The following is a 15,953-nucleotide window of genomic DNA, read 5'->3' on the forward strand; positions in this document are numbered from 1 at the left end:
TCTTTATCTTTTTTATACTATAGTTGGTATAGGATAAGGAGTTGATAGATTTGAAATACTACTCAATAGGCCAATTTGCAAAGTTAATTGGAAAAACAAAGGATACATTGCGAAATTGGGATAAACAAGGAAAATTTAAGCCTGATCACGTGTCAGTTAGTGGTTATCGATATTATTCTCAAGAACAACTTAATCACTTCTTAGGTATTAAAGGAGAAAAGCAATTAAACAAAAAAGTCATAGGTTATTGTAGAGTGTCCTCCCATAAGCAAAAAGATGATCTTGAAAGACAGATAGAAAACGTAAGAACCTATATGTTAGCAAAAGGTTATCAATTTGAAATCATTTCTGATATTGGCAGTGGGATTAACTACAATAAAAAGGGATTAAATCAACTCATAGATAAGATTACGAATTCAGAAGTAGAGAAAGTAGTCATCCTTTATAAAGATCGTTTAATTCGATTTGGTTTTGAATTAATAGAAAATCTATGTGACAAATATGGAACAACAATTGAAATTATAGATCACACGGAAAAAACCGAAGAACAAGAATTAGTTGAGGATTTAATTCAAATTGTGTTTAGTTGCAGACTTCAAGGTAAAAGAGCCAACAAAGCTAAGAAAATGATTAAGGAGTTAGTTGAAGATGATCCTAGCCAAGAAAATTAGAATCAAGCCGAATGAAGAGCAAGAGCAGAAGCTTTGGCAATCCGTTGGTACAGCAAGATTCATCTACAACTGGACATTGGCAAGACAAGAAGAAAACTACAACAACGGTGGGAAGTTTATCTTAGATGGTACGTTGAGGAAAGAACTAACCCAATTAAAGAAAACTGAGTTGCAATGGCTAAATGAAGTGTCAAATAACGTGGCTAAACAAGCTGTTAAAGATGCTTGTAATGCTTATAAACGTTTCTTTAAAGGTCTGGCTGACAAACCAAAGTTTAAGAGCAGACGTAAAAGTAAACCATCGTTTTACAATGACACGGAAAAGTTGAAAGTAAAGCCAATGAAAGTGTTGATCGAAAAGGTAGGATGGGTTAACACAACTGAACAAATTCCGATGGAAGTGAAATACATGAACCCTAGAGTAAGTTTTGACGGAAAGTACTGGTATTTATCCGTTGGAGTGGAAGAAGAACAATCGAAAATTGAATTAACAGATGAAGTTATCGGTGTTGATGTAGGTATTAAAGATTTAGCTGTATGTAGTAATGGAATGACGTTTAAAAATATAAACAAAACAAAAAGAATCAAAAAGATGGAAAAGAAGTTGCGTAGGTTGCAACGCACCCTATCAAAAAAATATGAAATGAATAAGGAGGGAAACCGTTTCGTCAAAACATGCAACATTATAAAACTCGAAAAGAAAATAAAGTTAGTACACCGTAAATTAGCAAATATAAGAAACAATTATTTGCATCAAACAACGAATGAGATCGTGAAAACCAAGCCATCTAAAGTTGTTATGGAAGATTTGAATATTAAAGGCATGATGAAAAACAAACATTTATCCAAAGCGATTGCAAAACAATGTTTACATGAGTTTAAAAAACAAATGGAGTACAAATGTAAGTTTTATGGAATTGAATTAATACTCGCTGATAAATGGTATCCATCTTCTAAGACATGTAGTTGTTGTGGAGAAGTAAAAAAAGACCTTAAACTATCAGATCGTACATACCAATGTAATTCATGTGGTTTGGTGATAGATCGAGACTATAATGCAAGTCTGAATCTATCAAACTATCAACAAATCAGCGTAATATCACTTTAAAAGATATCGTTGATGTGTACCATTCGTTGTATGGGAATTTACGCCCTTGGATGTGTTATATCAAACGAGAGTAGCCATGGCAAAATCGGACACGATGAACAGGGAAATAAACATGACTTTATAGAGTTTTATAAGGTTTTGGCAACGGTATGATAATAAACGAAGATTTGATTTTTAAAGGAGGGGGATTTAATGAAATTAGTAAAAAGAATTGACACTGTATTTGTGCCAGTGACAGACTTAAAGAAATCAGAAGAATGGTATATAAGTATCTTCCCATTTGAAGTTGTTTATCGGAGTGGGGATGGAAATTATATTGGTTTTAGATTCGATGATCCAGGTGAAATGAAGACGGCATTAACTATCTATAAAGTAGATGGCATTCCTCCATCAAATCATATGGCGTTTAACTTTTATACAGAGGATGTAGACGTTTTACATAACAAATTAAAGGAATCGGGTGTAGAAGTATCTGAAATTCATTCTGCTGACGGTATGAGGTTTTTCGATTTTGAAGATCCAAATGGAAATCTATTAGGGGCAGTTACTTTTTAAAACTCATGAAAAAGTATAATTGTAATAAATATCTATTCAAGACTAACTATCTAAGCTTATTAGATGGTTTTTCTTCTTGAAAAACTAGAATTCAGGAATGATTAATTTCTATTTAGTAATTATCTAGGTTCATAAATTTAAAAAAAGAAAAAACCCACAGTATTTTCAGCTGTAGGATGAAAAAATAATATATTAAAAAGGGGTTAAGTTCATTATAGTTAACGTTTGTTAAAAAGAGATCAAAGGAATGTTAAGATTATATTACAAAGCTTTCTTAACTAATAACTAATTGAATTGTTTAATTGATTTTCCATGTTTTCAAGTATTAAAATACAGGGAGGAGTAAAATAGTAATTTGAATTTCTTAGGAAAAATATGAGAATAGAAGATAGAAATGATAAAATATATATGATTTATATATTGAATTAGAGATAAAAATTTATTGAATAGTCAGGAGAATACAGATGAGACCTATAAAAAACATTACAAAAGCAGCAATCACAGTAAATGATAAAATCTTACTTACAAAAAATAAAGATGAAAATGGAGACTATTTTTTATTACCTTGTGAGCCTCAAAAAAGTGGTGAACAATTAAGAGTTACTTTAAAGAGAGGATTTACTAATAAATCAGGTTATGAGATCGATGTCCATGAGATGTTATATGTAAAAGAATATATGGCCGAATATTATGATAATCCAGAATGGGAAAAAAATACTCATCAAGTTGATTATTATTTTAAATGTAATTTCAGCAAAGATGAAATTACAAATGCTGCAGATGAAAATAAAATAGGACTAGATAAGAATAAATATGAATGGGTAGATATTGAAGACTTATCCGATGTACGTGTATATCCTGAAGATTTGGCCGATATATTAAAAAACGGACACTCTTAAAAATTATAAAAAGCGGGGGGCTTATGTCTTATAAAATTGAGAATAAATTTGTTGTTGCCGTAGCTTCAAGTGCACTATTTGATTTGTCAGAGTCTGATCAGATATTTCTAAAAAGAGGGGAAGAAGAATATAGGAAATACCAAAGAGAGAATGAGAGCAAAACACTTCAAACAGGTGTGGCTTATCCACTTATTAGAAGGCTTTTAGATTTGAACGGAAATAAATTGGATGATCAACCTGTTGAAGTAGTGCTCCTCTCTCGAAATGATCCTGATACTGGTCTAAGAGTTTTTAAATCTATTGAACACTATGAACTTCCTATTTCAAGGGCAGCCTTTGTAAAAGGGAGTAATCCATTTTTGTATATGGATGCTTTTAATGCTTCGTTATTTTTATCTGCAAATCCTGAAGATGTTCTTCAAGCAGTTCAAAGAGGACTTCCAGCAGGACAAGTATTTCCTACAGAATTTATTGATAACGATGAAGAAGAAGAATTAAGAATCGCCTTTGATTTTGATGGAATTTTAGCAGATGATTCAGCTGAAGCTGTATATCAGGAAGGTGCCATTGAATTATTTCATAAACATGAAAAACAAAAAAAAGAAGAACCACTACCCCCTGGCCCATTGATGAAATTTTTAAAAGGAGTTTCTACATTACAAAAGATAGAATTAGTTAAGACTAAATCTATTGAGAACTATATATCTAGAATTAGAATTGGGATTGTTACAGCTAGAAATGCACCGGCACATGAACGAGTCATCTCAACACTAAGAAATTGGGGGATTCAGGTTGATGAAGCCTTTTTTCTAGGTGGGATCAACAAGGAACGTGTACTAAAAGTGTTTAAACCTCATATTTTTTTCGATGATCAATTAGGTCACATTGAAGGGGTTGCTAAGATCACCCCATCTGTACATGTGCCTTTTGGTGTGGCAAATAAATAAATTCCACTTTTCATGGATCGAATTTATATTATCGCTATATTTCTTTCCTAACTTTCATACTTTTTTTATTATTGTGGAGATATTAAACTTCATTGTTTTCCTCTGTTTGATTCAGTTTTTTGTAAATCATTTTTAACGTAGTATTTATATTGTTCAGGCTCATTAATATAATGCCAAGCATAATAAATGTTACTATTTCCCCTGTAAAAAAGGAGACAATTCCTACCACGATCATGTACAAAGCATAAAGTATATTGGTCATATATTTATTTGTCCTCTCTGTTTTTCTTTTATTATATCTGATTCATTACATCAATTTTTATTCCTAATAATAAAATAAATATGTACTAAAGTAAAACATAGTTGGTAATTTTGTTATAATGAACCATGATATATAAATAAAAGTTCAACTTAAATAACTGTCTCTACATAAGTTTTTTAAGATATTGAAAGCAGGTGCACATCATGAATAAAAAAATCATATTTACAGGTGGAGGAAGCGCAGGGCATGTGACAGTAAATTTGGCCCTAATTCCTCATTTTATACAAGAGGGCTGGGAAGTGGAGTACATAGGTTCCAAAAACGGAATTGAACAAGAACTCATTTCTAAATTGCCAGAAGTACGATACCACAGTATCAAAACAGGAAAACTTAGAAGGTATTTTGACTGGAACAACGTGAAAGATCCATTTAGAGTTGTTCAGGGAATCTTTCAAGCTTACCGTATCATGCAGAAATCAAAACCAAACGTTGTATTTTCAAAAGGGGGATTTGTTTCAGTGCCAGTTATTTTAGGAGCTAAATTCAATAATATTCCTGTTATAACACATGAGTCTGATCTTACCCCTGGTTTAGCAAATCGAATTTCTATGCCGTTTGTTAAAAAAGTTTGCACCACTTTTCCAGAAACAGAAAAACATCTATCTACTAAAAAAGCTGAGTATGTAGGGGCTATCATTAGAGATGAGTTAAGACATGGTAACGCAACTAAAGGTTATACCTATTGTAACTTCATTCGAGAGAAACCCGTTTTATTAATTATGGGCGGCAGTATGGGCTCTCAAAAAATAAATAAATCAGTTAGAGAAAGCTTAGATGAATTGTTATCTGATTTTCAAATCGTACATATTTGTGGTAAAGGAGGAGTAGATTCCGCAATTAAAAAAAAGGGTTATAAACAATTTGAATATATAAATGAAGAATTACCAGATATGATGCACATGGCAGATATAGTCATATCAAGAGCAGGCTCTAATGCTATTTTTGAATTTCTTTCTTTAAAGAAGCCGATGTTGTTAATTCCATTATCAAAGGAAGCTAGTAGAGGGGATCAAATCTTAAATGCTGAATCGTTTAAAAAAGCGGGATATTGTGAAGTCTTACAAGAAGAGGAATTATCCGAGAAATCTTTAACCAAAGCTATAAATCATTTATACAAAAATAGAGAGAATTATACTAGCAAAATGGAAACATATCAAGGAAAAGGGGCTTTTTCCAAAGTGATTCAACTCATTAAGGATGGGGCAAAGTAAAGTAGGAGCAAATGAGATGATAATATATGAACAAAAAGACAAGTTTATCATGATAGAACAACATGAACATGCAAACGTATCTGGTGAAATGGCTATACATTGGGATATGAAATACTTCCAGAACAAAAATAGATGGGCTGATGTATTATTAGCGGTTTATGAACATGATCGAGGATGGATTGAATTAGATGCTGTCCCTTTTTGGAATGATCGCAAACAAGTTCCTTATTCTTTTATGGACTTTCCACTACCTCCCAAATTGAGAGCCTATCAACATGGTATTGATACGGTGGAAGAAAAAAATAGCTATGCTGGATTGTTGTGCAGTCTTCAATACACACATTTAATTAGTGAAGTAAGCGATGATCCACAAGCTGTACCCTTTCTTGCATATGAAAAAAATCGGCAAAACAACATGATAAAACAATGGATAAAAAATGAAGATCAAAAAACAGATCTATATTTCCATTTAAGCTTTTTACAGTTTTTCGATGAATTATCTTTGTATATATGTTTGAATGAACCTGGAACAAAAAAAGAAAATGAACATGTGTGGTTCCGTGATGGATTTACTAAATCTAAGCACTTTCCATTTATGAATGAAAAATCGATTATTGCACATTGGATAGATGAACACCATGTAAAATTGTCCAGATTTCCATTTGTTAATGATTTTGAAATTAATTTGAAAATTAAAAAAGTAATGAAGCAACATATCAGCCAAGAAGGAATAGCCAAAGCGTATGAAAATACCTCTTATGATACTAGGACAGTAATTTTTATAAAATAGGAATGTAACCCTAAAGGAGAATGAAAAAATGAAAAAACGAATGATACTAATTCTATTGAGCTGTTTTACTATATTGATATTAATAGGTTGCAATGAAGATGTGCCAGTTATGGAGAACGTTGAGGACAGTAAAATGGAAAGAGCTTCGACTTTAACGCTTAGTCCCTCCGAATTTATTAAGGGAGATTCTGAAGTATTAGAAGCACATTTTGATGATTGGCAAACCGGAAAGGTCAACCTTCAATATACTGGTGATGAAAAATTGTTTGCTATTTCATATGACATATATGAACAAGGGAATATAACAAAGTCATCTCCTTTGATCTCAACCTTCAACAAAGGTAAATTTGATGGTAAGCTGTTAATTTCATTAATAGATGAAGATACAAGTGCAGACTTAAAAAAATATAATTTAGGATTGCAAATTATAGATGAGAGTTCAAAAAGTACTGTAAATAGTGACATTCCAGAATTTCAAATTCTTGATGGCGCAGCACACATGATATGGAAGTTAAATAAGGAAATCATTCTACAAGAAAAAGAAGAAGCTATCGTTTGGGGATATCTAGCTAATGAAAATAGTCTTATAAGTCCTAATATTTTGACAGAAGAAAATTTAAAAAAAGATTATGATTTTGCTTTTGTTATAAAAGTAACTCTCATTGATGAAGAGGATTATGATATGGAAGGAAAACAAGATGGATAAACTTGAAAAGATTTTTGGAGAGAAAAAAACAGATCAAACTTATATAAAGAGACCTAGCGTATATGGGATCATTTTTAATGATACAAAAGATCAAATTATGACTGTTCAATCTTTAAAAACAGGCAATTATTTTTTACCAGGTGGAGGTATGGAGGATAAGGAAACGAAAGAACAATGTTTGCACAGAGAAGCGTTAGAGGAGTTAGGTTGTAAGATCGAAATTGGCAAATACATTGGTTCAGCAGGGAACTACATTTATTCACCGACCTATGATACTTATTATTTTATGATAGGATATTTCTATTTTGCTAGAATCATTGAAAAAGTGAAAGAGTCTACAGAACCAGATGAAATTTATGGATGGATGGATACTTCAAAAGCGATGAATGATTTGATACATGCACATCATAAATGGGCATTGGAAAAAGCGTTACAACCACCTCATTATATGTGAGTTTTCAGATAGGATGGAGGATACAAAGTGGCAACGGTAGTTTTACATAAAGTTAGTGGAAAAAGATACAGGTACGGGATATGGGGCTTATAAAGCTACTAGACCAGGTTTCATTGGTGGTGATTTATTTCCAAATGAAGAACAAGATGAGATCCCTGTTGCATCTGTATGTGATGAATTCGGAACTATTCAGTGGCTTTATACGAATGAACTCCAAGTAGTTGAAGTGGATGGAAAAAGGATTGAAGATTTTAAAGAGAAGCTTTCAGTTTCTAATGATCGGGTACAGGAAAAACATAAATCTGAAGAAGTTCAAATTTGTCCCGCTTGTGACTTTAAAGTTGATTATAATCGAGTTGAATGTCCATCATGTGGTTTAACATTAGTAATTGAAGAATGAAAGTATAGAACAAGTACAACTACAAAATCATTCAATAGATGGACATATTAAAACGAATTAAATGAACAAATTATTAACGATAAAAAAAGGAGAAATAGATATGGCGGCTATAGTATTACATAAACCCAGTAATAAAAAATATATTTTGTTGGGCACAGGTTTTGGTGCATATAAATCCTCCAGGTCTAGCTTTTTAGGAGGAGATTTGTTTCCTAGTGAAGAAGAAGGTGAGTATCCTGTTGCCTCTGTAAGTGATGAATTTGGTCAAGTGAAATGGGTATATACTGAAGACTTACAGGTACTTAAAATAGATGGTAAATCACTAGATGAATATAAGGATGAATTGATTTAATTATGAATATAGGTATATATACAGAGCTTTTTCAGTTTTATAAGGAGAGCATCTAATACAATGAACAATTCTATAAAGGTTTTTAAAATAAATTAATGGGCGGAAGATCAGAAGCTAATCGATTGGGATGAAAAGATGAGAAGTACGTGGGATTTATTCCATTTTGAATATTTAAATAGATAATAGGGAGGAAGATTTAATGGAAGATTTACGATATCCAATAGGGGATCTAAAAACAAGATTAGATTGGGGTGAAGAATATGATACCTAATTTTTATATTATTGGTAGCGAAACAAAAAGACCGCCAAGTAAAAAAACGATTTTTACAGATGGGGCTCCTGATGATACTTTTCGTGAGGGTGTAGATATTGAGTTAAGTCATTGGATTCCTAATCAAACACCTGAGCTATACAAAGCAGATACATCAACAGAAATATGCATGAATTTTGTTGCAACAGAATCTTCCAAAGAATGGGATTTAGCGATTAACAACCATTTAGATGTGGATGGTATTTTATCTGTGTTTACTTTAGTACACAGTGAATTTGCTTTAGAGCATCGTCACACAATAATTGGTGCAGCTGAGATTGGAGATTTCTGGGGATATTCTGAGCGACCTAGTCAAATATTGTTTCAAGGTCTCACAAAGCTGATGTTTGATTTAAAAGGGAAAGAAGATATAAGAGAGATTTATGCAGTATGTTTTGAAAAAGTTTTTGAATTAATTAATGAAGAACCTTCAGATGTTGTGGTATTAGATGGATTAAATGCCTTACAAAAGTCTCTCAATAGAGTGAAATCAGGTGAAATTCAAAGGCACATTGTTTCTGATCATTTTGTAAATTATCAAATTCCTAAGGAGTTAGCTGAATTAGATATAGAAAAAGCCATCAAAATTCCTCGCTTTAATGACTTGTTACAAGATAATATGTGGTTAATCCCTTCTGTACGAAATCATTATGATCGTGAGAAGGTTCAACTAGTTTCCGTAGAAACACCTGAAGGCTGGTTTTACGATTTATGGTATCCAGGTTATATGTGGGCAGATACTCCAGATTCATGGCGTGCACCTGGGTTTGAATTTAGTGGCAGTACAAATGCCTATTACTACGGTCATGAGCCATTAAATAATGCAATAGTGGAACTAAATGATTTAGAGAAAGCAAAAGGACAATGGATCTTAGCTAAACAATTAAGTCCATTTCAAAGTATTAAGGGTCGTGACTTTCCTGTAATTTTATCTTTCCTACATGAAGATAAACCAGCAGTAAGTTCAATTTCTCCTAAAGATGTAACTTCAAAGTTAAGTAAAGCATTTTAATAATATTGCGGTGATACTCCTTAACAATTTTATTGAGCTGATCACCGCAGATGCGTAATCACCTTCACCGATTGAAGATCTATGTAATCTGTAATTTATATCGAATAAGTGTTTAGTAGTAGTTTGTACTTGTTCATATTCATAACAGCATGTATAATATCAAACAAGAGATAGAAATCGATTTCAATAATTGTCTATTATAAAAAATAAGAAGGTGTAATTAATGGAAGCAAGAGTAATAAGAACTGCAAAAAATACAGGAGATCGTTTAGAAGAGAAACAGCCATTACAATTAAAAGAAGACTTTAATAATCATATTCCTGTGATTGCGATCAATCCCGACGTAACTTACCAAGAACATATGGGATTTGGTGGAGCATTTACAGAAGCAGCTGCTTATACACTTAGTGAAATGTCAGATGAAAAACGTGCAGAAGTGATTAAAAAATATTTTGACCCTACAGATGGACTAGGTTATACACTGGGAAGAGTTCATATTCATTCCTGTGATTTTGCATTAGGCAACTATACTTATATAGAAGAAGGAGATACTCAACTTTCTACTTTTGATATGTCCCATGAAGATAAATGGGTAGTGCCAATGGTTCATGACGCTGTGAAGGCAGCGGGTCAAGAACTAACCATCTTAGCTTCTCCTTGGTCACCGCCAGCGTTTATGAAGACAAATAAAGAGATGAATTATGGTGGGTATTTATTACCTGAATTTCGCCAAGCCTGGGCAAACTATTATGTGAAGTTTATAGAAGGTATGAAGGAGAGAGGAATAGATATTTGGGGTGTAAGTGTACAAAATGAACCTGCAGCAATTCAAACATGGGATTCATGTATATATTCATCCGAGGATGAGCGTGATTTTGTTAGAGATTATCTTGGTCCAACTTTTGAGCAGGCTGGAATGGGAGATAAGGCAATTATTATTTGGGATCATAACCGTGATGTAATTGTTGAGAGAGCTTCTACAGTTCTTCTTGATGAGGAAGCAGCAAAATACGTATGGGGAACAGGGAATCACTGGTATGTAAGTGAAGAATTTGAGAACTTATCTGTTATACATGATTTATTTCCAGACAAGCACATTTTATTTACTGAAGGCTGTCAAGAAGGAGGACCTAAACCAGGGGAGTGGTTTACCGGAGAGAGATATGGTAGAAATATTATCGGGGACTTTAATAACTGGTCAAGAGGATGGTTGGATTGGAACTTAGTATTAAATGAAGAAGGTGGACCGAATCACGTAGGTAACTTATGTGATGCTCCTATTCTTGCAGATCGTAAAAAAGATGAGTTAATTATGAATAGCTCGTATTATTACATTGGTCATTTTTCAAAATTTATTGTTCCAGGAGCAAAAAGAATTCAACATTCTATGAACTTACCTGAAAATGTATATGCAACTGCATTTAAAAATCCAGATGGAAGCATAGCAGTTGTAGTACAAAATGAGCGTGACCATTTACAAGAGTTTTCTTTAGTTTGTAATAAAAAAGGTGCTGAGGTTGTAGTTCCTGAGCATTCAATAACGACGTTTATTTTTTAAACTATTCACTTTATATAAAAGACACATGGATTTTTAAAAAATCGAAAAAAGAATGAAGCTGTTTTTAAAATGTACCCTTTGTAAAGGACATTTTATTTCTATGCTTCATTCTTTTTTACCTTGGAGTTATTTTAACCATTTCTCCCATTTCTTTGCATTTTTTTGCCGCAGCTTTAACGGCTTTTTGAATAGCGTCATGAATTTGGTATGAATCTAAAGCTTCTATTGCTTTTTCAGTAGTTCCGCCAGGTGATGTCACTTTTCTTCGTAATTCTCCTGGATGTTCACTTGTTTTTTGTACCATATGAGCAGCACCAAGTATGGTCTGTTTTGTTAACTCCATAGCTTGGTCCTCTGATAACCCTCCTGCAACTCCTGCTTGAACCATGGCTTCCATCATGTAATAGAAATAAGCAGGTCCACTCCCAGACAATCCAGTTACTATTTCTAATTTATTTTCAGGAACAACACATGTCATGCCGATTGCATTTAACACTTCTAAAGCGAGATTTTGTTGCTGTTCATTAACATTGGATGAAAAGCTAATACCAGTAGCACTTAAACCGATAGAACTTGATGTATTTGGCATTGTCCTTACAATCGGATTATTGGATTTTAATAGATCATGGATTGTCTCTATAGTTAATCCTGCTACCACAGAAATAATGATTTGTTCTTCATTTATGAGTGGACTTAATTCATGGAATGCTTTTTCAGCATCCTTTGGTTTCATGGCTAACACGAGTATATCTGATTGTTGAATCAACTTGTTCTTACTGTTTAAATCATTGCTAATTTGAACGTTATACAATGTACTTAATTGATTGAGTCTTTCTTGATTTTGTTGGTTCGTAACAGATATATGTTGAACTGGGAAAAGCTCTTTTTGAATTAGCCTTTTAAATATTGCCTCAGCTATGGAGCCTGCACCTATAAAACATATTTTTTTTGATAAAATAATCATGATGAATCAACCTTTCTACTCTTTAATTTGCCCTGTGCCATGAATGACGTATTTTGTAGAAGTTAAGGCTGGTAATCCCATAGGACCACGTGCATGCAGTTTTTGTGTACTGATGCCAATTTCTGCTCCAAATCCAAACTCAAACCCGTCTGTAAAACGAGTGGAAGCATTATGATATACGGAGGTTGCATCTACTTCTTGAAGAAATTGGTTTGCATTTTTTTGATTTTCTGTCACGATACATTCTGAATGTTTTGTCCCATAAGTATGAATGTGATCAAGTGCTTCCTTTATGTTGCTTACGATCTTAACATTTAAAGTATAATCATTATATTCAGTGGCATAATCTTCATCTGAAGCATTTTCAATCCAGGGTACCATATTTCTCGCAATGTTATTTCCTTTGATCTGAACATTTGATTCACGATATTTTTCAGCTAAGGAATGAAAATGCTCTTTAGCAAAGTTTTCATGTATAAGTAATGTTTCCATCGCATTACACACAGATGGACGTTGTACCTTTGCATTGAAAGCAATACTTTTAGCCATTTCAGGCTGAGCATATTTATCTATATAGGTGTGGCAAATTCCTGCACCTGTTTCAATGACAGGGACCGTTGCATTCCTTACGACGTTCTGAATGAGCGATGCACCACCTCTAGGGATCACTACATCTAATAAGCAGTTTAATTTTAACATTTCATTTACAGCGGAACGATTAGGGTCATTAATCAATTGAATGGCTTCTATGGGAATATCTGTTGAACTTAAAGCTTCACGTAAAACCTCAACGATCATTTGATTGGAATTTAAAGCAGAGGAACCTCCACGAAGTACGATCGCATTTCCCGTTTTGAGACTCAAGCCTACTGCATCAACAGTAACATTCGGACGTGCTTCATAAATCATACCAATTACACCAATTGGTACCCTTATCTTACGAATTAATAAGCCGTTTGGTCTTTTGATTTCTTCTAATAGCTCCCCAATTGGATCATTCAAATTTACAATTTGACGTAAACCTTCAGACATGCTTTCTATTCTTTGTGTATTAATTGCTAAACGATCCTGTAATGATTTGCTTAATCCATTTTCCTTCCCTAGTTCTAGATCCTGTTTATTTGCAGAAATGATTTTACTTTGCTGATTAACTAGAGCATCTGCCATTACATTTAAAGCATAGTTTTTTTGCGTTGTTGTTAAGGAAACTAAGCTCTTGGATACTTCTTTAGCTAACGTTGCTTTTAGTTTTACTTCACCCATACTCGATACCCTCCTTTTAAAAATTTCGACAAAGATGATAGTTCCTTTTAGGTTTGAATGTTTTGGGTTAGATAAGTAGTTGTAGAGTAACCCATTCATCACGATGGATGACTTCTATGCGTTGTACATCAATTCTTTTTTTCACTTCGACTGTGGATAATCCAACTACGGCTTGCAACTGCCATGATGCATAATTTACTACTCCACGGCCGATAACTTTATTGGACTGATTTGTTACCTCGATAACGTCTCCAGGGTGAAATTCGCCCAAAACTTTTATAACACCAGCTGGCAATAAGCTTTTTCCACCTGTTAAAAGTGCATTCTCCGCTCCGTGATCAATTTCAATTTTCCCGTTAGTCAATGAATGAAATCCAAGCCATTGCTTTTTCATCGGGAGGTTGTGAAGCAGAGTGTCAAAGTAGGTACCCTTTCCTTTTTGTTCAACAGCCAACTTCATATCTAACGGCTTTGTAGCCTTTCCTATAAAAACAGGGACTCCACCGCGCATGGCGATTCTAGCAGCTTCTATTTTTGAACGCATACCTCCAGTTCCTACAGATGATCCAGCTCCTCCAGCAATGCGGAACATATTCTCATCTATTTCATCAACTCGGTGTATTTTTTTAGCGTTTTCGTTTTTGCGAGGGTCTGAAGTATAAAGTCCGTCTGTATCTGTAAAGATCATAAGCTGCTGTGCTTTTACTAAGTTAGCTACGAGAGCAGATAAAGAATCATTATCACCAAATTTTATTTCTTCAACAGAAACTGTATCATTTTCATTGATAATAGGAATCGTGTCAAAACGCATTAATTCTTCAAATGTATTTAAAGCGTTTTGCATTTGTTTACGATTTGTAAAATTGTTACGAGTTAATAAAATCTGTGCTACTTTACATTGATGTTTAGCAAATGCTTCGATATAAGCTTGCATTAATATGGCTTGACCTACAGCTGCAGCAGCTTGTTTTTCTTGTAGCATTTTAGGACGTTTTTCATAGCCTATAATTTTAAATCCAGCGGCAACACTGCCTGAGGTTACAAATAACACTTGGAAACCAGATTTTTTAAGATATACAATTTCCTTTGTAAAATAGTCTATTTTTGCGTGATCTAATTCACCTTCAGGTGTTGTAAGTGAACTGCTCCCAATTTTTACAACGATTCTTTGATGCATAATAATCACACTTTCTGTATTTTTATTCCCTCCATATAATAAAAGGTCCGTTCGGAGCCTCTTGATGAGATAGACCGAATACTATTTGAGCAAGACTTGCTGACTGTCAATATTTCTTTAAAACATCGTTGTGGTCATAGGCAGTTCTTTTTATTTTTAATAAAACAAAAAAAAGACTTCATCCAGTAAAGGACGAAAGTCTTTGCTTCCGCGGTACCACCTTCGTTGATAAATGATCAATATTTATCCGACTCTATCCCTAGATAACAGTAGGGGACTGTTCAACTCTTCGTTGACCATTCAGGGGCAGGTTCGGTAAGCCTTCAAGGTAAATTTTCGCAGCCAAGAAATTTACTCTCTGAACAGAAGTGACTAACCTACTATTCCCATCACTATGTTTTTGCTTTTTATAAGAATATCATGGGGGATCATGTTTGTAAATCCTAAATAAGCATAAAATTTAATGCTTAACCCATTTTTTTAATGTATAATTATTTTTGGTTTGTAAGATATGATAAAAAAAGCTAAGAGGAGAATACAACATGTTTATTGAACTTTTTATCATTGCGTTATTTGCTGGGATCACTCCTGGCCCAGATTTATTTATTGTTATTAAAAATAGTCTCAGTTATGGTGTTCGAATTGGTTTTGCAACAGCTCTAGGAATTGCAATCTCAAATGTAATCCATATTAGTTTAACTATTATTGGTATTTCCGTTTTGATCGAGCAATATCCAAGTCTTAATGCAGTTATTAAAATTATAGGTGCTCTATATATTTTATGGATTGGAATAAACGCGATTCGTTCTTCACCTCCTAAAGAGGAAGATGGAAGTGATCTTGTAAAACAAAAAGAAAATAAACCATTTTTTACAGCATTTCGTGAAGGGTTTTTAATTAGTGTATTTAACGTAAAGCCACTTTTATTTTTCATCAGCATTTTTTCTCAATTTATTGGTCCAGAAACGGGAGTATATGTCCGATGGTTATATGGACTTGAAATGGTAGTTACTGTAGGTTTATTATTTAGTACAATAGCAATCATTTCTTCTTCCATTATATTTAGGAAATATTACAATAAATATGCATATTGGATTGATCGTGTATTCGGAGTAGTTTTAATTTTATTTGCTATTGCGATTGGTTTTTCAGTCTTTTTTGGGAAATGAGAAGAAATGAATGAGATGGCTTATCAAAAGTTGGATAAAATAACTCGAGACTAAATTTTTAAGCTTATCATATCCTTTGTTCTTT

Annotated in this window: 17 protein-coding genes and 1 other annotated feature; of the genes, 14 read left to right on the forward strand and 3 right to left on the reverse strand. The window is 33.3% G+C overall.

Going from position 1 to position 15,953, the window contains the following annotated elements; translation table 11 throughout:
* The first annotated feature begins 50 nt into the window (after positions 1-50).
* The 13 genes from VQL36_RS08195 to VQL36_RS08255 all read left to right on the forward strand — a co-directional run bounded on the left by VQL36_RS08195 (position 51) and on the right by VQL36_RS08255 (position 11,295).
* A complete protein-coding gene (locus VQL36_RS08195; protein WP_349248843.1) occupies positions 51-671 on the forward strand; it encodes an IS607 family transposase in 621 nt (206 codons plus the stop codon).
* Positions 649-1,779, forward strand: a complete 1,131-nt coding sequence (locus VQL36_RS08200; protein ID WP_349247502.1) for an RNA-guided endonuclease TnpB family protein — start codon at positions 649-651, stop codon at positions 1,777-1,779. The genes VQL36_RS08195 and VQL36_RS08200 overlap by 23 nt, the downstream gene beginning before the upstream one ends.
* A gap of 192 nt (positions 1,780-1,971) precedes the next feature.
* On the forward strand, positions 1,972-2,334 hold the full coding sequence (locus VQL36_RS08205) for a VOC family protein (protein ID WP_349248844.1): 363 nt from the start codon (positions 1,972-1,974) through the stop codon (positions 2,332-2,334).
* Between the two features lie 464 nt (positions 2,335-2,798).
* Positions 2,799-3,233, forward strand: coding sequence for an NUDIX domain-containing protein (locus tag VQL36_RS08210; protein WP_349248845.1), 435 nt, complete (start codon positions 2,799-2,801; stop codon positions 3,231-3,233).
* A 23-nt stretch (positions 3,234-3,256) separates the two neighbouring features.
* The gene (locus VQL36_RS08215) at positions 3,257-4,180 is read left to right on the forward strand and encodes a 5'-nucleotidase (RefSeq protein WP_349248846.1); all 924 of its coding nucleotides are present in this window, start codon (positions 3,257-3,259) and stop codon (positions 4,178-4,180) included.
* 465 nt (positions 4,181-4,645) lie between these two features.
* Positions 4,646-5,713, forward strand: a complete 1,068-nt coding sequence (locus VQL36_RS08220; protein ID WP_349248847.1) for an undecaprenyldiphospho-muramoylpentapeptide beta-N-acetylglucosaminyltransferase — start codon at positions 4,646-4,648, stop codon at positions 5,711-5,713.
* On the forward strand, positions 5,700-6,503 hold the full coding sequence (locus tag VQL36_RS08225) for a DUF3891 family protein (RefSeq protein WP_349248848.1): 804 nt from the start codon (positions 5,700-5,702) through the stop codon (positions 6,501-6,503). Before VQL36_RS08220 ends, VQL36_RS08225 begins: the two co-directional genes overlap by 14 nt.
* Positions 6,504-6,531: 28 nt before the next feature.
* Positions 6,532-7,209, forward strand: coding sequence for a hypothetical protein (locus VQL36_RS08230; RefSeq protein WP_349248849.1), 678 nt, complete (start codon positions 6,532-6,534; stop codon positions 7,207-7,209).
* Entirely contained in the window at positions 7,202-7,663 is a 462-nt protein-coding gene (locus tag VQL36_RS08235; protein ID WP_349248850.1) for an NUDIX hydrolase, read from the forward strand. The genes VQL36_RS08230 and VQL36_RS08235 overlap by 8 nt, the downstream gene beginning before the upstream one ends.
* A gap of 55 nt (positions 7,664-7,718) precedes the next feature.
* Positions 7,719-8,063: a hypothetical protein gene (locus VQL36_RS08240; RefSeq protein WP_349248851.1), complete on the forward strand. Its 345-nt coding sequence runs from the start codon at positions 7,719-7,721 to the stop codon at positions 8,061-8,063.
* 61 nt (positions 8,064-8,124) lie between these two features.
* Positions 8,125-8,415, forward strand: a complete 291-nt coding sequence (locus tag VQL36_RS08245; protein WP_349248852.1) for a hypothetical protein — start codon at positions 8,125-8,127, stop codon at positions 8,413-8,415.
* 260 nt (positions 8,416-8,675) lie between these two features.
* Positions 8,676-9,737 (forward strand): DUF6687 family protein, encoded by a 1,062-nt coding sequence (locus VQL36_RS08250; protein WP_349248853.1) that lies wholly within the window; start codon positions 8,676-8,678, stop codon positions 9,735-9,737.
* A 223-nt stretch (positions 9,738-9,960) separates the two neighbouring features.
* Positions 9,961-11,295, forward strand: a complete 1,335-nt coding sequence (locus tag VQL36_RS08255; RefSeq protein WP_349248854.1) for a glycoside hydrolase family 30 protein — start codon at positions 9,961-9,963, stop codon at positions 11,293-11,295.
* A gap of 115 nt (positions 11,296-11,410) precedes the next feature.
* On the opposite strand, the gene proC is transcribed toward VQL36_RS08255, so the two are convergent.
* The 3 genes from proC to proB form a co-directional block, all read right to left on the reverse strand.
* Positions 11,411-12,259 (reverse strand): pyrroline-5-carboxylate reductase, encoded by an 849-nt coding sequence (gene proC / locus VQL36_RS08260; protein ID WP_349248855.1) that lies wholly within the window; start codon positions 12,257-12,259, stop codon positions 11,411-11,413.
* 15 nt (positions 12,260-12,274) lie between these two features.
* Positions 12,275-13,522, reverse strand: coding sequence for a glutamate-5-semialdehyde dehydrogenase (locus VQL36_RS08265; RefSeq protein WP_349248856.1), 1,248 nt, complete (start codon positions 13,520-13,522; stop codon positions 12,275-12,277).
* Between the two features lie 67 nt (positions 13,523-13,589).
* Positions 13,590-14,699: a glutamate 5-kinase gene (gene proB, locus VQL36_RS08270; protein WP_349248857.1), complete on the reverse strand. Its 1,110-nt coding sequence runs from the start codon at positions 14,697-14,699 to the stop codon at positions 13,590-13,592.
* Positions 14,700-14,884: 185 nt separating this feature from the next.
* Positions 14,885-15,101: a binding site (T-box leader), on the reverse strand.
* A gap of 140 nt (positions 15,102-15,241) precedes the next feature.
* Between proB and VQL36_RS08275 the strand changes: the two genes are divergently transcribed.
* Complete coding sequence (locus VQL36_RS08275; RefSeq protein WP_349248858.1) at positions 15,242-15,868, forward strand: LysE family translocator; 627 nt, start codon at positions 15,242-15,244, stop codon at positions 15,866-15,868.
* Positions 15,869-15,953 lie beyond the last annotated feature (85 nt).

The sequence above is a fragment of the Chengkuizengella sp. SCS-71B genome, from assembly GCF_040100845.1.
Lineage (GTDB): Bacteria > Bacillota > Bacilli > Paenibacillales > KCTC-33759 > Chengkuizengella.